Genomic DNA, 17,985 nt, shown 5'->3' on the forward strand with positions numbered 1-17,985 from the left:
ATCTCCTTGTAGATGGCAGAGAGGGATTGTTGCTGCGGTTTGGCGGTTTCGGCGAGGCCGAAACCGCCAAACCATAGATCAGTGTAGGTTGTGGCAATTTCGCTTCCCAAAATGGGTGGTACCATGCTGCTGCAGCGAAAGTGCCCGATCGAGGGAGCCGAGCAAGGCAGCTGCATGGGCGATAAGGAGGAAGACGCATGCATGTTCTTAGCGTGAACTGCGGCCGTGCCGAGCCAATGGCTAACGCGAAAGCATCGGGCGTGACCGGCATTTACAAGCGCCCGGTCGCTACGGCTGTTCTGGTCACCACCCTTGGCCTGGCCGAGGATACCATGTGTGATACCGCGAACCACGGAGGCGCTGACCAGGCGATCTACATCTATGGCGTGCCCGATTATGCCTGGTGGAGCAGCGCGCTTCAGCAAGATCTGGCGCCGGGCACATTTGGCGAGAACATAACGATCGCCGGCCTGGAAAGCGCCAGCATGTCGATCGGCGATCGTCTGCATATTGGTAGTGTCACACTCGAAGTGACGGCGCCGCGCATTCCGTGTGTCACGCTGGCGCGGCGCATGGGCGACCCAGCGTTTCTCAAACAGTTTCGCGCGGCCGAGCGCCCGGGCGCGTACTGCCGTGTTGTTCGTACGGGTGCGATCGAGGCCGGCGATGCCGTGCGCTACGAGCCCTACGCTGGCGTACACGTCGGCCTGATCGAGCTCTTTCGCGATCTCTTCGAGCCCGAAAACGACGAAGCCACCATCCGCCGCCACCTCGCTGCCCCGATCGCGGTTCGCGCCCGCCAGTATAAAGAAACGCAGCTGGCGCGGCTGCTGGCGAAGCAGGCTTAGGCGCGGGTTCGGCCGCGGCATCGCAGCACGAAAGTAATGAAGCGGAGCTGGTATACGCCCACGTGCTTAGCCGATCTCGGCGATCACGATCTCGAAGGGCGCCAGGGCGAGCGCGTCGAGCGCGAGCTGCTGCTCGTCGCGCGCGTGGCTGGAGAACAGCAGGCGCGCTTGCCGCTCGCCAAGCTCAGAGCCAACCGCCTGAGGCTCGTCCGAGAAGTTGAGCGCCACCAGGCAGCGCTGCCCCGTAGCCGCATCGTGGCGCAGAAACGCCAGGTAGGCATCGCTGAACGGCTGCAGCGCCTGGTAGTCGCCGGCCACCAATGCTGGCACCGCCCTGCGAAGTCGGAGCAGGCGCTGGTAGAACCTGAGCAGCGAGCCGGCATCTTCGGCCTGCGCGGCGACGTTCACCCCGCTCGCGTAGTTCGCGTTGATCGGCAGCCAGGTTTGTACGCCAGCTGGGCTGAAGCCGGCATTGGGCTCGCCGCTCCACTGCATTGGGCTGCGGCAGCTATCGCGCGTCATGGCCAGCACCTCGGCCTGCGCCTGCGCGTGCGGCACGCCCTGCCGCTCGGTCAGCAGCCGGTACATGCTCAGGGCCGAGGTGTCGCGGAGCTGGCCAAGCTCGGCGAGCCGCAGGTCGGGCATGCCGATCTCCTCGCCATAGTAGAGGAACGGAGTGCCCTTGAGCGTGAGCATCAGCGCCAGGTGCAGGCGCGCCAGCGCATCGTCGTGTGTTCCGTCGCCGTAGCGGCTCCACATGCGCGGCGCGTCGTGGTTGCCGAGCGTGTTGCAGGGCCAGGCCCCCCGCGGCAGCGCGCCCAGCCGCGCCGCCTGGTTCGCGCGAATATGCGCTGGCGTCAGGCGCGCGGCGCGCAGCAGCGGGAAGTTGAACACCAGGTGCAGCTCGTCGTCGGCGCCGTGAAACGCCACATCCTCATCCTCGCCGACCAGCACGCGCTCGCCGGGGTAGCTGTCGACCAGCGCGCGCAGCTCGCGCATCAGCTCGTGCAGGCCCGGCTGCTTGAGCTGGAAGGCCAGCAGCTGCCAGTAGTCGGCCTGGTCGAGCAGGTTGGCGTTCATGATCTGGTCGGGCGCTTTGGGCAGCCGGTGATCCGGCAGGTTGGGGTGCTCGAAGATCGTGGCGATCGCGTCGAGCCGCAGCCCGTCGACCCCCAGGTCGAGCCAGAAGCGCACGGCATCCCACATGGCCCGCCTAAGCTCGGGGTTGCGCCAGTTCAGGTCGGGCTGCTCCTTCAGAAACGCGTGGTAGTAGTACTGCCCGGTCAGCGCGTCGTACTCCCAGGCCGACCCGCCGAAGATCGAGGCCCAGTTGTTCGGCGGGCCGCCGTCCTTGCCGTCGTGCCAGATATACCAGTCGCGCTTGGGGCTGCTGCGGCTGGCGCGCGACTCGGCGAACCAGGGGTGCTGGTCGGACGAGTGGTTGAGCACCACGTCGATCACCACCCGGATGCCGCGCGCGTGCGCGGCCTGCAGGAACGCGCGGAAGTCGCCGAGCGTGCCATACTCGGGCGCGACGGCGGTGTAGTCGGAGATATCGTAGCCACAGTCGAGAAATGGCGAGGGGTAGTGCGGCGACAGCCAGATCGCGTCGATCCCCAGCTCGCGCAGGTAGTCGAGCTTGGCGATCATCCCCGCGAAATCGCCAACGCCATCGCCGTTGCCGTCGGCAAAGCTGCGCGGGTAGATCTGGTAGAAGACCGCCTGTTGCCACCATTTGAGCGTTTCCATCGCGCTGCTCCTATATAAAGTGAAGGTTTCCAAGCAGAATTCAGGGCAGCGGGCTGAAGCGCGCGATTCTCACGTTTGAGTAGTTGAAGAATGTGTTAGCGCACCAGCTGTCATTGTACCAGAGGTCGGTCGGGAAGCCGAAGTGCGGATCGTAGCTTACCCTAGGCAGCGGAGCGGCGCACGGGACGAGCCGGCTTGCCAGCGCCGGGACATAGTGCGCGAGCAGGTTGCGCCAGTTCAGCTGGGGCTGCACATACGTCTGGATGATCTCGAACAGGTTGTCGATCGAGCCGAAGTAGCTGGCGGAATTGCGCTTATGTGCGAGAAGCGGCTGCCCGGTGTCCAGGTCGATCGCCCTGACGACCTGTCCGTCGCGCATCTCTACGCGCGCATTGCCGTAGTTCCATCCGTTTGCCCACGACACGTCTACCTCGTAGTGGCGCACCCGCTGCTGCTCCCAGCGCTGGCGCGCGCGCTGATACTGGAATGGCACGAGCGGCTGTGCCAGCACGGCAACGCCGATCAGCAGCGTGGCCAGCAGCGCGGCCATGCCGCCAATCAGCAGCCGGCGTGAGGTGGCAGACATACGTGGCCCTTGCTGTGCGCCGGGATTGGTGCTGCAGCGCTGGTGGCTCCTGGCCCAGCTCGGCGGAATTGCTTGTCAGTTACACGAGTTACGCGGTCGCCTGCGATATCGGCTTGTTCTGCGCTGCGGCAGCATGGTACTTTGCTTTCATGGCCGAAGGGCGAAGGACGAAGGACGGATCGCAGTTTCGTCTTTGGTCCTTCGCCCTTCGCCCGCTCAGCCAGAAACGAATGTTCGTTGTGCGGTGTCAGCCCTTGACTGCTCCTGCGGTCAGGCCGGCCATGATCCGGCGCTGGAAGATCAGCACCAGCAGCACCAGCGGGATTGTCAGCGTGACCGATGCGGCCATGATGCTGCCCCACGGTAGCTCGAACTGCGTCTTGCCCTGGAAGGTCGCCACCGCCACAATCGCCGTGCGTGCCCCCGTGCTGATGTTGAAGAAATGTTCAGGGTCGCCGTAATCCTGTGTGAATGTCAGCGCGAACAGCAGCTCATTCCAGGCGCCGATGAATGCCAGCAGGCCGGTCGTCACCAGCGCCGGAGCTGTCAGCGGCAGCAGCACCATGCGGAAGGTCTGCAGCGGCGTCGCGCCGTCGACAAACGCGGCCTCCTCTAGCTCGCTCGGCAGCGCACGGAAGAAGCTTGTCAACACCCACACGGTGAATGGGAGCGAGAACACCGTGTAGGAAAAGATCAGCGCCGCGAGCCGGTTGTAGAGCCCGGCGCCGACGATCATCTGGTATAGCGAGCCGAGGATCGCGATCGCTGGAAACGTCGTCATCGACAGCGTCAGGTACAGGATGAACGTCCGGCCACGGAAGCGCAGCCGCCCCAGCGCGTAGGCCGCCAGCGATCCGACCACCAGCGCCAGCAGCACTGTGCTGACGGTCACAATCACCGAGTTGCGTAGCGCCAGCGGGAAGATCGGGTTCGCGAACACCGCCCGGTAGTTGTCGAGCGTTGGGTTCTTCGGCCAGTAGGCCACCGGCGTATCGAATAGCTCGGTGGAGGGCTTGAGCGACGAGACGATCGCCCAGTAGAACGGGAACAGCGTATACACCAGGATGATGACGATCAGAACCCAGAAGGCAACCCGCCCCACGATCTCCCTAGTCCTCCGGCTGCGGCGCTCCTGCCTGAGTGATGCTGTGGTTGCTGCCATTTCACTCCACCTCCACGCGCACGAGGCGTACATATACGGCGACGATGATCATCAGAAAGATGAAGATCACCACGGCGAGCGCCGCGCCCTGGCCAAGCCGGGCCAGGTCGATCATAGTCTGGCGTGCCAGGATCGAGAGCGTAATCGACTCCGGCGCGGTGCCCTTCACCACAAACGGCAGGTCGAAGACGCGGAACGCGTCGAGCGTACGGAAGATCAGCGCCACCACCAGCGCCGGCCGCAGCATTGGCAGCGTCATCGTCCAGAACTGCTGCCACTTCGATGCGCCGTCGATATCGGCGGCCTCGTAGATGTCGTCGGGAATGACCTGCAGCCCGGCCAGCAGCAGCAGCGCCATAAACGGCGTGGTTTTCCAGACATCGATCGCGATCAGCGAGGGCAGCGTCAGCACCGGGTCGGCGACCCAGGCGAGCTTGTGGTCGAGCACGCCCAGCCGGGTGACTAGCAGATCGTTGATCACGCCGAATACGTCGTTGTACATCCAGGCCCACATACGTGCCGAGACGACCGTTGGGATGGCCCAGGGGATCAGCATAGCGGTGCGAACCAGGCCACGGCCTTTGAAGTTCGAGTGGATCGTCAGCGCAACGATCAGGCCCAGGACTGTCTCGAAGGCCACCGAGATGATCGTGAAGATCGCAGTGTTGTAGGTTGCCTGCAAGAATGTACGGTCGGTTAGCAGGTCGGTGTAGTTCGAGATGCCGACGAAGCTGACCGCGCGCGCGCTGCTGAGGCGCGCATTGGTGAAGCTCAGGTAGAAAGTGCGCAGCACCGGGTAAAGGGCGACGAGACAAATCAAGATGATTGTTGGCGCTGTCAAGATCCACCCCAGGCGTTCGCGCCGGCGCGCCTCGGCGCTCTGTGGTCCCGCAAACAGACGCCTACGCGTCACTGGGGGTTGCTTCACGTCTGCAACCTGCTGGCCCATGTGCTTCTCCCTATGGCTGGTTTGCCCGAGGTTGGACCGCTCCTTCCCCAGACTACGGTGCCCCGCCCCCGCCAGGCGGGAGCGGGGCTTTGGGATGAGGCGTTACTTGAGGATCTTCTTGAGATCAGTTTCGAGATCCGCCACCGCCGTCTTGGAGTCCTTCTGGCCGGTCAGCACCTGGTTCACCGCCGTGAAGTAGGCCGTCGAGACATCGTTGTACAGGTCAGACGAAACGGTCGAGGGCCGCGCGACGGCGCCACCCGAGAAGACCGGCTTCAGCGAGGCGTAGTATGGGTTGGCCTTGAGCACGTCCGGGTCGTCGTAGACAGCCGGCCGCGTCGGCAGCAGCGAGCGCTCGATCGCGTTCGACCGCTGCAGCTCGGCGCTGGTCATGTACTTGACGAACTCGGTCGCCGCCTCGATATTCTTGGAGTTCTTGTTGACCATCAGCTGCCAGCCGCCGAGCGTGTCGGCGTTGCGGGCCTTGTCGCCGTCGCCCTTCGGCAGCGGCACCACGTCGAACTTATCCTTGAGCTTGGGGTCGGATTGGCCGATCGAGAAGGCGTACGGCCAGTTGCGCATGAACGCCGCGTTGCCGGCCTGCCACACGCCGCGGGCCTCTTCTTCCTGGTAGCCGGTCACGCCGGGAGGCGAGATCGTGCCGATCCAGCTCTTGGCGCGGTCGAACGCAGCGGCCGCCGCCGGGTTGTTGATGCTGATGGTGCCGTCGGGCTCAATGATCGAGCCGCCGCCGTTCGAAACCTGCCACTCCAGCGCGTCGCAGGTCAGGCCCTCGTAGGCCTTGCCCTGCCACACAAAGCCCCAGAAGTCCTTGTTGCCAGCCGCGCGCTCGCCGTCCTGGATCTTCTTCGCGGCGTCCTCAAGCTCTTTCCAGGTGGCCGGCGGGTTGCTGATGCCATACTTCTGGAGCAGGTCCTTGCGATAGTATAGCAGGCCAGCGTCGGTGAACCACGGCACGCCAACCAGCTTGCCGTTCACGGTGTTGTTCTCGACGATCGCCGGGAAGAAATCCTTCTTCGCGTCCGGGAAGGCGGCGCTCAGGTCGGCGGCGAACTCGGCCACGATGCCAGGCCAGATCACGTCGATCTGGTAGACGTCGATGTCGGCCGAGCCAGCGCTGAGCTGCTGGCGGTAGGTCGCCAGGCGGTCGGTTGCGCTCTGGTCGCCGCGGATCACCTGAACATTGATGCCGGTGGCCTCGGTAAATTTCTTCGCGTCTGCATCGTCAAGCGGAGCCTGCGGGCCATCGGCGCCGGCGATCCACTTGATCGTGGTGCCCTTGAGATCGGTGCGCAGGCCCTGCGGCACGACGATTGTGTAGCCGGGCTGGTTCGCCGGGGCAGCCGTAGCAGCGGCCGGCGCGGCGGTCGGCTCGGGGGCTTTGGTCGCCTCGGGGGCCGGCGCGGCAGTCGGCTCGGGGGCTTTGGTCGCCTCGGGGGCGGCCGGCGCAGCGGGTGCCTGTGTCGGCGCAGCGGCGGTGCCACCGCCGCAGGCGGCAAGGATCATGCTGGCGAGCATCGCCAGCAGGATGAGCGAGAGACTCTTCTTGTGCATTAAAGCTGTCCTCCTAACAATGTTTGATACATCCACGTCAGAGCACACCCAGGATCAGCGCTAATAATCGGCCTCACCTCCTTTCCGTATCCAAAGCCACCCGAGCCGGCAGAAAAAGTGGAAGCGATATTGCGAACCACCGCGCCGCTAATAGCAGCAGCCGGGCTATCGTTGATGTTCAGGTCGTCTCGCGCTGCACGATCTCGAGCGGCAGCATCACGCGCTGTGTCTGCCGCGCCGAATCGGCTAGCCGCGCCAGCAGCAGCTCGACCGCCACGCGGCCGGATTCTTCGAGCGGCTGGCGCACGGTGGTGAGGCCGATGTACTCGGCTACCTCGACGTCGTCGAAGCCAATCACCGCCAGCTCGTCGGGCACGGCGACACCACGCTCGCGCGCGGCTTTCAGCACGCCCATGGCTTGCGTATCGCTCGGCGCGAAGATCGCCGTGGGCGGCTCCGGTAAGTCGAGCAGCCTGTGAGCCTGCTGGCGCGCCCGATCAAGGCCATGGTCATCCAGCCGAATATACTCGGGGCCAAGCGGCAGCCCGGCCTTGGCCAGCTCCTGCTGGAAGCCGTACAGCCGCTGCTCGCTGGTGTGGATCGCGTAGTTGGGCACATTGGCATCGCCGACGAAGCCAAAGCGCCGGTGACCTCGCGCGAGCAGGTAGCGCGCTACCAGCGCGCCGCCGGCGATGTTGTCGATCTCGACGCTGCTAAAGAACGGGTGCACGCATTCGATCAGCACCGTCTCAAGGTGGTGCGCCCGCAGGCGCTCGCCGGCCTCATCGTCAAATGGCAGCGCCATCACGATCAGGCCGTCGAGCCGGCGCGTGACCGACAGCGTAGCAAGGTAGTTATCGCGCCGCGATGCCGAGTCGACATTGTAGATAACCAGCTCGTAGTCAGCATCGGCCACTGCCGTGACGCCACGCAGGCGCTGCACAAACGACGGGTAGGTGATAAACGGCGCCAATACGCCGATCCTGCCGGTGCCCTTGCGCGCGCGCGCAGCTGCCTCGGCCTTTGGTACGAAATGGAGCCGATCGATGGCGGCGAGCACGCGCGAGCGCGTGGTTTGATTCACTTGGTTGGGCGAATTCAGAACTCGCGAGACTGTGGTAATGCTGACGTTTGCCGACTTCGCGACATCGTAGATCGTCGCATCAGACATAGAATCTCCGCTCGCATGCCCGGATTTTGGGTACACTAAGAGACTGCCTGCAAAGGAGGAGTCGGGGCTATGCCCCTCGCGCGTCCCTTTCCAGGCAATTTCTAAGCAGTCATGCGCCGCATCAGCGTAAACTGGAGCTCGATCTGCCGCGCAGGTGCTTCTTCTTCGGTGATGTGGGCTAGTAGCAGCTCAGCCGCCAGACGGCCGGATTCTTTGAGCTGCTGGCGGATTGTGGTCAGTCCAATGAAGTCGGAGATCTCGATATCGTCGAAGCCCATCACAGCTAGGTCGCCCGGTACCGCCAGCCCGCGCTCGCGAGCGGCGCTGATAACCCCGATCGCCTGAGTGTCGCTGCCGGCGAAGATCACGTCTGGCGGCTCGGGCAGATCGAGCAGTATCTGCCCTTCCTGCCTGGCGTTCTCCATGCCGAACGGCGCCAGCCGAACGTATGCATCGGGCAAATTGAAGCCGGCGAGCGCCAGAGTGCGCCGAAATGTGCCAAGCTTCTGATCTTCGGATACGCCGACAAATTCGGGAATGTTTGTGTCGCCGACGAAACCGAAACGGCGGTAGCCGCGCTCAAGCAGGTATTCTGCGGCTATGCGCCCACCGGCAGTGTCGTCGTGAACAACGCTGCTGATCGATTGGTTGAACTTTTGGCTCGCCGAGACGATCTGTACCGTCGGCAGGCGAAACTTCTGCAGGCGCCGCGCCGTGATGTCGTCGAATGGCAGCCCGATCACGATGACGCCGTCGACGCGGCGAGTAAGCGGCAGGTTGGCCAGGTGGCCGTCGCGCTGCGCCGCCGAAGCAACATCGTAGATCACCGGTTCGTAGGGTTGCCCCGCCAGCGCGGCTACAACGCCGCGTAAGCGATCGACGAATGAGTCCGACGTGAAGAACGGCGTGAGCACGCCGATGCGCCCAATATCCCTGCGCGCACGCGTCTGCGCCTCGAACTTGGGCACGAAGTTAAGCTCGTCGATCGCATTGAGCACACGCGCACGCGTCTCCGGGCCTACCAGATCCGGAGAATTCAGCACCCGCGAGACCGTCGCGATGCTGACACCAGCACGCTTTGATACGTCGTAAATTGTCGCAGCTGCCATAGGACGACACTACTCGTTGCACAAGGCTATGTGATTGAGCTGTAATGAAAGCTCTTACATCATACACCAGGGGTTAAAAGTTGTCAAGAGGGGAAATGAAAGCTCTTACATTGCGAGCTTACATGCCGTTGAGCTGCCACATGCCGAACGCCGGCCCGTCTGCGGGAAGCGTGATCATACCCTCGCCGTCGGCCCACAGGTCTGCCGTGCCGGCCAGCCCCACCAGCTTCGCGCCCACAAGCGCCGCCGGCAGCCGCACGGGCGCGTGGCTCGCGCGCGCGGCGTGGGCGAGCACCGCCTCGCCTGGCGCCTCGCGCAGGAACGTCAGCGCGTCGTCGCCGATCGACAGCCAGCGTAGGCCGCCGCGCTGGAGCGCGACACTCCGGGCGCGCGCCTGGAAGAGGGCACGCGTTGTCGCGAGCCGCCGCTGATCCCAGCGTTCCGGGTGCGCCCAGGGCATAGGGACGCGCGCGTACTCCGGCCCCATGGTCGCCAGGCCGATCTCGTCGCCGGCGTAGATCATGGGGATGCCAGGGTAGGCGGCGAGCATGCCGAACGCGACGTCGACCAGTCGCGCGTCGCCGAGCAGCGATGCTACCCGGTGCGTGTCGTGCGAGCCGATCAGGTTCATCGCGTGCAGGGTGGCCTGCCAGGGCGTAACCCCCGATAGCTCACGCATCGCCCGCACGGCCAGGCGGCCCGGCAGGTTCGGCAGCAGCGGGTACTTGGCGTGCGCGTACGGCCGGGCCTGCGGCGGCAGCAGCCACTGCCACAGCGGCCGCGCGAAGGCCGCGTAGTTCATCGTGCCCTGGTAGCCGTCGCCAAGCAAGTCGCGGCTGGCATCGTGATTGGACTCGGCCTGCAGGAACGACTCGGCGGCGGCCTGCGCCATTGTGCGCCGGATGGTTGTGGCCACCTCGTGACCCAGGTCGATGCCGCCGTGAATGCCGGTCATGTTCGCTACGTCGATCCGCCAGGCGTCGAGCGCGTGCGGCCCGAGCCACCGCGCCACAACCGAGTCCGGGCCGTCGTAGAGCCGGCGGCGCAGCTCGGCGCTGCGGTGGTCGAAGATCGGCATCTCGCGCAGGCCCCACCACCCGGCATAGCTGTGCGGATGGCTGGTGAAAAAGAAGAACGATGCTTCGGGGGCCGCCGCGTCGGCCAACGCCGCCTGGAACCACTCGTGGGTATCGCCGCAGTGGTTGGTCGTGAGGTCGCCCATCAGGCGGATGCCCCTGGCGCGTGCTGCGGCGGCCAACCGCGCCATGGCCGCGTCGCCGCCGAGGAGTGGATCGACGACGCTGAACGTCGAGGCGTTATAGCGGTGGTTCGACTCGGCTGGAAAAAACGGCGTCAGGTAGATCGTCCCAACCCCAAGCGACGCGATATGATCCAGGTGCGCCGCGATGCCGTCGAGGTCGCCGCCGAAAAGCTGGCGCGGCGTGTCTGGCCCTTCGCCGATCACCGGATCATCCCAAGCCGCGGGCCTGGCCCACGCCGGCGCCGGGCGGTCGGCCGATTTGGCGAAGCGGTCGGGGAAAATCTGGTACATCGTGGCGGTTGCCCACGCGGGGGGCGGACCGTACGCGCTGAGCCGAAAGTCGGCCGCATCTGCGACGTCGTGCCCGTGCAGCCCGGTGCCGTTCAGCCACTGGTAGCCGTACGGCCCGCCGTCGAGCAGCCAGCGGTAGCTCACCACCGGGTTGACCACCGGCAGCGTGGCGCGGAGCCACTGGTCGTGCGCGTCTTGCCGATCGACCACCGCGCGCACCAGCTCAGGCTCGCCGTCGCTGATCACGCGCACCCACGCGCTTGTGACATCGCTCGCCCGTGGGACGCGCAGGAAGACGTCGACGGTACCGCCGAGTGTGATGTTGGGCTCGGGGACGTACATCGCCGAACCGTCGTGATGGGGCAGCGACCAGACCGCGTCAACCATAGCGACTCCTCCTCAGTGGCGTAGGCGTGTCTCAGATCTGCTTTCCAGCCTATTAGATTTTATTGGAAATAACAATCGTGGGGTTTGGGGGCCTGCGGCCCCCAAGAAATCCTCTCTTGGTGGGGCGTGGATAGTAGCTTTGCTACCATCCACGCCCCACCAGGGAGGTTTGGAGCGGCAAAGCCCCTCCGGCTCCCCTATTTCCGATGAAGTCTATTAGCCATGCGATGATCGAATCCGCGGCGAGTGTATCACGGGCTTGCCGGGCTGTCGATAGCCTGCTATTGCGCTAGCGCATCCGCAGCTGGGCGAATAGATCGCTTCAGGCGAGAAGTACAAAGTTCACAAGTGCCTCGTAGGCTGATCATAACAGTATTTTTATCGTAGAAGTTGTGAAATGGAGGCTCATATGGCTCGATTGCGCCGGCGTACTCTGCTGCTTGGGCTTGCGATCTGCGTCGCGCTGCTGCAGGCCTGCGGCGCGGCGACGGCATCGCCAGCTGCACCCAGCGGGGCCGCCACGCCTGCCGCGCCCACCGCACCCACGAGCAGCAAGGGCAGCTACTGAGCCTGCTCGCCAGCGCCGCCCGCGCTCATCGTGTCGCTTCCAGCGGCAGGGCCCCGGCGCCGGAGGCGCGGCTTCCTTCCAACCCACCCCTTTCAACCAGCTTCTCAGGCTTGGGTGCTGCAAGGGCGACTTCGGCGTCGCCCCGAGCACCCCAGCCTCTGCCCGGCCTCACCCAGCGGCGGGCGAGCGCAAGAGCGCCGGAGTTTGACGGCGCCCCATGCATGCTGCCGAATGCGCCTGCCGATAGCACGAAACTCATGCTATACTCAATAGCGAGACGTGCCTAGCCCGGGGCGCATCCCACCTGACAAACACGAAATCCGTACCATACTGCCACGCCGGTCGCACCATGCCGGCGTGGCATTGTGCTAGTGCATGGATCATGGAGCAAGGTCATGTTGAAGATACTGGTGGTTGAAGATGACCCTTTACACCGCGATGTGCTGACGCGGCGGCTGCGCTGGGAGGGCTACGAGGTGGTCACAACCGCAGATGGCGCGCAGGCGGTTTTTCTGGCGCATGGGCAGCAGCCCGACCTGATCCTGATGGATGTCGGTCTGCCGGGAATGGACGGGTGGGACGCTACGCAGATCATCAAGCGCGACGCTAGCACCAGGCACATCCCGATTATCATTGTGACGGCGTATGCCTTGCCCGCCGAGCGCCGCATCGCGCGCCAGGCCGGCTGCGATGCTTTTGTGGCAAAGCCGATCGTCTTCGCTGAGCTGTTCAGCGCCATCCAGGATTGCCTGGCCAACGCAGCCAAGGATGGCAGGCGCCCGCGCGCAGACGACAACGACGCAAGCGCGCGCATTGGCATCAGGCTATGATGGCAGGCCGCAGGCACTGCAAACCTGCGCTGCGCAAGGTGAATACGCGAACTGTATATGTAACAAATGATTCACACACTTTTTAAGGAAATATATCGCCACCATGATATACTGCCTGTGTGCCGCATCTGGCTCATGCCATACGCTATCTGTACACATATTCACGTAAGCGCAGCGTGTGGAGCAGTACGTCCGATAACAAGTTGATGTGGTGCTGTTGCGCACTGGAGCATCGTTTATGGCAACGATTCTAGTAGTAGAAGACGACGCGTTGAGTCGTGATGTAGTGATACGCCGCCTGCGATGGGAGGGCTATGGTGTGCTCGAGGCCATCGACGGCGCGAACGCGATTAGCATAGCGCAGAACGAGCGGCCCGACCTGATCCTGATGGATGTGGGGCTTCCGGGGATCAACGGCTGGGAAGCCACGCGTGTGATTAAGCAGGACGAGGCAACCCGGCGCATTCCGATCATTATCCTCACGGCCTACGAGACATCAGCCCAGCGCCGGATCTCGTATGAAGTTGGCTGTGACGCGTTTATGACCAAGCCTGCCTCGTTCAGCACGCTTTTCTCGACGATCCGCCATTGCCTTGGCGCGATCGGCGACGCGAGCGCTTCGTAGCAGCAGTACGGCCGCGGCCCAAACCTTGTGCGCCTGCCGATACCCACAGGGTAGCTGGCTCCTCATTTCTGTCCCGAGCAGAATACGCTTGAACACTTGCTGTATGGTGGGGGTTCGGGGGCGGCTTCCCCCCCCCCCCTTTCTTGTATGCCCTGCCCGGCGAAGCCGGGCAGGGCATACAAGAAAGTAATCAAATGGAGTTGGAATGAAGTGCCGGCGCGCCCTGAGGCATGATCGAAAGGCGCTGCTATTGGCACGGCGCGCCTTCAGCCAAAAAAAACTCCTGGCGCGTCCTGCGCTTCCCCGCAGATCGGGCCTGGGGCGGGCTAGCTCAGTGCGGTGCCGCACTCAATGCAGAACTTCGCCCCCGGCTGCACCGCCGAGCTACACTTCGGGCAGGCCGGCGTGCGCAGCGACGCACCGCACTCGTTGCAGAATTTCGCGCTCGCAGGCACGGTGCTGCCGCACTGCGGGCAGTGCTTGGCGCCGGGCTGGGCGGCCGGCTGGGGTGCAGGCGGCTGGGGTGCAGGCGCCAGCGCGCTGCCCATCAGCGCGCCCAGGTTCATGCCTACGCCCAGGCCCACGCCAGCGCCGGCGAGGCTGCCACCGCCAGCGCGCGCCGCGTCGCCCAGCGCCTCGGCGGCCTTGAAGCGCGTGTAGCCGTCGAGCCCGCCCATGGCCGCCACGCCGCCGACCTGGTCGAGCCGGTGCTCAAGCTCCTCGGGGATGGTGATCGTATTGATGTAGAAGCGCGTCAGCTCGAGCCCCAGGCCGGCGAAGTCGGGCTTGAGCGCGGCGTGCGCCGCCTCGGAAAGCTCGTCGTACTCGGTCGCCAGGTCTACCACCGAAAGCTTGCGCTCGCGCATCCACTCGGCGATCACATCGGCCACGCGCGCGATGATCGAGCTGCGCAGCTGCTCCTCGACATCGAGCACGGTGAAGCGGCCGCGCGTGCCGACCACCGACGTCAGCAGCTTGCGCGGCTCGGCCACCTGGATGATATAGGTGCCAAACGCGCGGATGCGCGCGATGCCGAACTGCGAATCGCGCATGGGGATAGGCTGCGGCGTGCCCCACTTGAGGTCGGTATGCTGCTGCAGGTTCACGAAGTACACGTCGGCGCGAAACGGGCTCTTGCTGCCGAACGGAAGCTTCAGCAGCTCGATCAGCAGCGGAATATTCGCGCTGGTGAGCGTGTGCCGGCCGGGGATGAGCATGTCGAGGAAGCGGCCATCGCGCGCGAAGAACGCCAGCTGGCCCTCGCGCACGACGCACTGCGAGCCGAAGCGCAGCTCGCCCGAGCCATCGGGCGGCACGCGCGCCGCGAGCACATTGCCGGTGGGATCGAGGTATTCGACCAGGTCGAGCAGGGCCATTGCGGTGTCCTCCTTTGTAGGGCGTGAATGTTGCTCGTCCGTTTTTGTAGTAACGCTGATCTATACGCGCCGGGTACGCGCGGGTTGCGGGCGTGTTTTCGATTGTATGCCGGAATGCGGCCGCCGATCGTAGCGATTTGCGATCGGTCGCTGCGTGGTTTGTGCTCGGCGGCAGGCGCGCAACACTGGCGCGGCGCGCGGCGTCGAATGCGCCAGAGAACCGGGCTGATCGAAAGGAATAGCTATGCAACCCTCCCAGGCTGAAGCCGTGCTCTGCGCGCGTTGCGACACGCGCAACCAGGCCGGCGCGGGCTTCTGTATTGGCTGTGGCGCGGCGCTGGCCGAGCCGCCGGCGGCGATACCGCCGATACGGCGCGGCCCGGCCTGCCCGGCCTGTGGCGTCGGCAACCCGCCGGGCTCGCGCTTCTGCGTGGGCTGCGGCGCGGCGCTGGCGGGCCGCGCGCCGCAGGGCTACGCCCCGGCGCTGGCGGCCGCCGGGGCGGGCGGGGCGACGGTGGTGCAGCATATCTACGTGGCGGTGCCGCCAACCCCGGCGGCGCTGCCGCTGCTGGCGCGGGCGCTATGGTTTGTGTTCGTGGGGCTGTGGGCCGGGCAGCTGTGGCTGCTGGCGGCGTGGCTGCTGAACCTGACGGTGATCGGGCTACCGCTTGGCATGTGGATGTTCAACCGGCTGCCGCAGGTGATGACGCTGCGCCAGGAGCGGCGCGGCCTGAGCGCGGCAGGCCTGGGCAGCGGCGCGCACTTCGCGGTGCGGGCGGTGTACTTCGTGCTGATCGGCTGGTGGCTGAGCCTGCTGTGGATGCAGCTGGCGTGGCTGGCGGCCGCCACGGTGATCGGCCTGCCACTGTCGTTTCTGATGTTCGAGCGCGTGGCGGCGATCACCACGCTGGCCGACGGCTAGGCCGAGTCGGCGATCACCGTGCCCTCGCCCTCGGCCTGGCCGAGCAGCGCGCGCGCCAGCAAGCCCGGCGCCGGGCCGATCAGCTGCACGCTGAGGCCGGGGCTGGCCTGGGCCAGCCGCCAGATCAGCTCGACCTTGCTGCGCATCCCGCCGGTGACGTCGGCGCCGTGCGAGCCGCCGGTGCCGGCCAGCACCGCCGCGATATTGCGCGCGTCGATCCGCGCGATCCGCTCGGCCTGCGGGTTGGCGCGCGGGTCGGCGGTGAACACGCCTGCCTCGCCCACCAGCACCACCCGCCCTGGCCGCAGCGCCGGGTCGCGCGCCAGCGCCTCGAGCAGCTGCTCGGTCGAGACGATCGCCGAGCCCTGGGCGCGGTCGAAGGCCACGTCGCCGTGGACCACCGGCACCAGGCGGTGCTCCAGCGCGCGCGCGACGCTGGCAGTATCCCAGGATGCCAGGCGGCCGCGCTCGGCCAGCAGCGTGGCGGCGGGCTGAAACGCGATCGCCGGAACCCCGGCGGCCAGCAGCTCGTCGACGACGATCCGGTTCAGGCGCAGCGCGGCGGCCGATGTCTGGGCGAAGCCCATCCAGTCGGCGCCGGCGGCGAGGCCGGTGTGGATGCCGTAGCGTTGGGCGTAGGTGTGGCCAAACGAGCCGCTGCCATGGCCGATGATCAGCCGGTCGGCGGGCGGCGCGGCACGGAGCGCGGCGCGCACCTCGGCGGCGAGGCGGCGGATGACCGGCAGGTCGGGCGCCTCCTGGCCGGTCTTGTCGGTGATCACCGAGCCGCCGAATTTGACGAATGTGAGCATGGGTTGCGGGCACCTATCAGAAAGACGCCGGCGGTGTTCTGCGGGGAGCTAGTGCGCCAGCGCCAGGATCGCCAGCACGAGCGCGCCCCACAGCGCGCCGGCGGCGATAAACGGCACATCCTTGATGATCAGGTCGGCCGGGCTGCCGCCCTCGCCGTGCTTATACATGAGGTAGAGGTAGCGGAAGATCAGGTAGATCACGACCGGCACGGTGATCAGCATGATCGGGAACGGGTGGCGCGGCAATGTCTCGGCGGTGGTGGTGAACAGCGTGTAGGCGATGATCGTGGCGGCGGTGATGATCGAGATCATCTGGTCGAGCATCGGCAGCGAGTACTCGGCGAGGATGCGGCGGTGCTCGCCGGCGCCGTGCTCAAGCAGGATCAGCTCGGCGCGGCGCTTGGCCAGGCCGAGGAACAGCGCCAGCAGGCCCATGCACATCAGCAGCCAGTAGGTGATCTGGATGTCGAGCACCAGCGCGCCAGCCACGGCGCGCAGCACAAAGCCCGCGGCGATCGTGAAGATGTCGAGAATAACGATGTTCTTGAGGTAGTACGAGTACAGCACGCCCTGGATGAGCACATAGCTCAGCAGCGCCACGCCGAAGTCGATGTCGCGCAGCAGCCCCTGGCCGGGCATGTAGTCGAGCAGAAACGCGCCGGGGAGTGCCAGCAGCAGTAGCAGCACGGCAGCGACGCGCGCCAGCGCCGGGCTGAGGCGCCCTGAGGCCAGCGGGCGGCTCTTCTTCTTGGGGTGGGCGCGGTCCTTCTCGATATCGACCAGGTCGTTGATCAGGTAGATCGCGCTGGCGGCCATGCAGAACAGCACGAACGCGACCGCGACGATCAGCAGCTTGTCGAGCTCTTGCCAGAGCGGGGTGCCGTTGGCGCTATCGCGCGCGAAGGCGATCGCCGCGAACACAAAGATATTTTTGATCCACTCTTTTGGGCGCATGGCCCGCAGCAGCTCGGCCAGCACGGCCGCGCCGCGCGCGCGCGTCTCTTTGAGTTCCAGCGAGTGAGCCATTCTGTTCTCGTTTCGTGTGTGGCGGCGCGCCGGCGCGCCGCGAGTTGCATTCTACCTGAGGGCTGCGCCTGCGTCAATGGGGCTGCGCCCCCGCGCCCCAGGCTGCTTCGGGGGCTGCGCCCCCGCGCCCCAGGCTGCTTCGGGGGCTGCGCGCCCCCGTGCCCCGCGGCAGGAGGCCGCCGCCGGCCTCCTGCACCTCGCCGCTGGGGCTTCGCCCCAGACCCCGTAAAGAAAGCCTCTGTATGCTCAGCCTGAGTGGCGCATGCCTTGTGGCTCGAGTACGGGTGATGGTTGGCCCTGAGGCAGGCGCGTACGGCGTTGACGCTGGCACGGCCTTCGTTCCCGTAGGGCGCGCACCGTGCGCGCCTTCTCCCTCTCGGGTGAGCCGGGGCCTGTGCGGCCCCGTGCCCCGCGGCAGGAGGCCGCCGCCGGCCTCCTGCACCTCGCCGCTGGGGCTTCGCCCCAGACCCCGTAAGAAAGCCTCTGTATGCTCAGCCTGAGTGGCGCATGCCTTGTGAGCTCGAGTACGGGTGATGGTTGGCCCTGAGGCAGGCGCGTACGGCGTTGACGCTGGCACGGCCTTCGTTCCCGTAGGGCGCGCACGATGCGCGCCTTCTCCTCTCGGGTGAGCCGGGGCTGCGCGCCCCCGCGCCCCGCGGCAGGAGGCCGCCGCCGGCCTCCTGCACCTCGCCGCTGGGGCTTCGCCCCAGACCCCGTAAAGAATGCCTCTGTATGCTC

Annotated in this window: 16 protein-coding genes; 5 read left to right on the forward strand and 11 right to left on the reverse strand. The window is 65.8% G+C overall.

All coding sequences use genetic code 11. The annotated features are described in order from the left end of the window. Nucleotides 1–197 precede the first annotated feature (197 nt). On the forward strand, nt 198–848 hold the full coding sequence (locus U0177_RS20325; protein WP_409572495.1) for an MOSC domain-containing protein: 651 nt from the start codon (nt 198–200) through the stop codon (nt 846–848). A gap of 66 nt (nt 849–914) precedes the next feature. On the opposite strand, the gene U0177_RS20330 is transcribed toward U0177_RS20325, so the two are convergent. From U0177_RS20330 to U0177_RS20365, 8 genes are all read right to left on the reverse strand, one after another. Next, the gene (locus tag U0177_RS20330; protein WP_409572496.1) at nt 915–2,597 is read right to left on the reverse strand and encodes an alpha-glucosidase; all 1,683 of its coding nucleotides are present in this window, start codon (nt 2,595–2,597) and stop codon (nt 915–917) included. Nucleotides 2,598–2,637: 40 nt separating this feature from the next. Beyond that, nucleotides 2,638–3,183: a DUF6174 domain-containing protein gene (locus U0177_RS20335; RefSeq protein ID WP_409572497.1), complete on the reverse strand. Its 546-nt coding sequence runs from the start codon at nt 3,181–3,183 to the stop codon at nt 2,638–2,640. A gap of 247 nt (nt 3,184–3,430) precedes the next feature. Beyond that, complete coding sequence (locus tag U0177_RS20340; protein WP_409572498.1) at nt 3,431–4,345, reverse strand: carbohydrate ABC transporter permease; 915 nt, start codon at nt 4,343–4,345, stop codon at nt 3,431–3,433. A 1-nt stretch (nt 4,346) separates the two neighbouring features. After that, nucleotides 4,347–5,186, reverse strand: a complete 840-nt coding sequence (locus tag U0177_RS20345) for a carbohydrate ABC transporter permease (RefSeq protein ID WP_409572499.1) — start codon at nt 5,184–5,186, stop codon at nt 4,347–4,349. Nucleotides 5,187–5,396: 210 nt separating this feature from the next. Beyond that, nucleotides 5,397–6,869, reverse strand: coding sequence for an ABC transporter substrate-binding protein (locus U0177_RS20350; protein ID WP_409572500.1), 1,473 nt, complete (start codon nt 6,867–6,869; stop codon nt 5,397–5,399). Between the two features lie 178 nt (nt 6,870–7,047). Further along, the gene (locus tag U0177_RS20355; RefSeq protein WP_409572501.1) at nt 7,048–8,040 is read right to left on the reverse strand and encodes a LacI family DNA-binding transcriptional regulator; all 993 of its coding nucleotides are present in this window, start codon (nt 8,038–8,040) and stop codon (nt 7,048–7,050) included. 101 nt (nt 8,041–8,141) lie between these two features. Beyond that, on the reverse strand, nt 8,142–9,149 hold the full coding sequence (locus U0177_RS20360) for a LacI family DNA-binding transcriptional regulator (protein ID WP_409572502.1): 1,008 nt from the start codon (nt 9,147–9,149) through the stop codon (nt 8,142–8,144). A 118-nt stretch (nt 9,150–9,267) separates the two neighbouring features. After that, a complete protein-coding gene (locus U0177_RS20365) occupies nt 9,268–11,088 on the reverse strand; it encodes an alpha-amylase family glycosyl hydrolase (RefSeq protein ID WP_409572503.1) in 1,821 nt (606 codons plus the stop codon). 409 nt (nt 11,089–11,497) lie between these two features. On the opposite strand from U0177_RS20365, the gene U0177_RS20370 reads away from it, so the two are divergent. From U0177_RS20370 to U0177_RS20380, 3 genes are all read left to right on the forward strand, one after another. Beyond that, nucleotides 11,498–11,656 (forward strand): hypothetical protein, encoded by a 159-nt coding sequence (locus tag U0177_RS20370; protein WP_409572504.1) that lies wholly within the window; start codon nt 11,498–11,500, stop codon nt 11,654–11,656. A gap of 395 nt (nt 11,657–12,051) precedes the next feature. After that, the gene (locus U0177_RS20375) at nt 12,052–12,486 is read left to right on the forward strand and encodes a response regulator (protein ID WP_409572505.1); all 435 of its coding nucleotides are present in this window, start codon (nt 12,052–12,054) and stop codon (nt 12,484–12,486) included. A 238-nt stretch (nt 12,487–12,724) separates the two neighbouring features. Beyond that, nucleotides 12,725–13,111 (forward strand): response regulator, encoded by a 387-nt coding sequence (locus U0177_RS20380; protein ID WP_409572506.1) that lies wholly within the window; start codon nt 12,725–12,727, stop codon nt 13,109–13,111. Between the two features lie 326 nt (nt 13,112–13,437). On the opposite strand, the gene U0177_RS20385 is transcribed toward U0177_RS20380, so the two are convergent. Beyond that, nucleotides 13,438–14,487 (reverse strand): SPFH domain-containing protein, encoded by a 1,050-nt coding sequence (locus tag U0177_RS20385; RefSeq protein ID WP_409572507.1) that lies wholly within the window; start codon nt 14,485–14,487, stop codon nt 13,438–13,440. Nucleotides 14,488–14,731: 244 nt separating this feature from the next. Here U0177_RS20385 and U0177_RS20390 point away from each other — a divergent pair, with 244 nt between their 5' ends. After that, nucleotides 14,732–15,409: a double zinc ribbon domain-containing protein gene (locus tag U0177_RS20390; RefSeq protein WP_409572508.1), complete on the forward strand. Its 678-nt coding sequence runs from the start codon at nt 14,732–14,734 to the stop codon at nt 15,407–15,409. Here the strand turns inward: U0177_RS20390 and U0177_RS20395 are convergent. Together U0177_RS20395 and U0177_RS20400 are read right to left on the reverse strand one after the other, a co-directional pair. After that, on the reverse strand, nt 15,406–16,221 hold the full coding sequence (locus U0177_RS20395) for an isopentenyl phosphate kinase (protein WP_409572509.1): 816 nt from the start codon (nt 16,219–16,221) through the stop codon (nt 15,406–15,408). The two genes, U0177_RS20390 and U0177_RS20395, sit on opposite strands and share 4 nt — an antisense overlap. A 48-nt stretch (nt 16,222–16,269) precedes the next feature. Next, nucleotides 16,270–17,247, reverse strand: coding sequence for a decaprenyl-phosphate phosphoribosyltransferase (locus tag U0177_RS20400; RefSeq protein ID WP_409572510.1), 978 nt, complete (start codon nt 17,245–17,247; stop codon nt 16,270–16,272). Nucleotides 17,248–17,985 lie beyond the last annotated feature (738 nt).

Origin of the sequence: Kouleothrix sp., assembly GCF_046328425.1 — a bacterium.
Lineage (GTDB): Bacteria > Chloroflexota > Chloroflexia > Chloroflexales > Roseiflexaceae > Kouleothrix.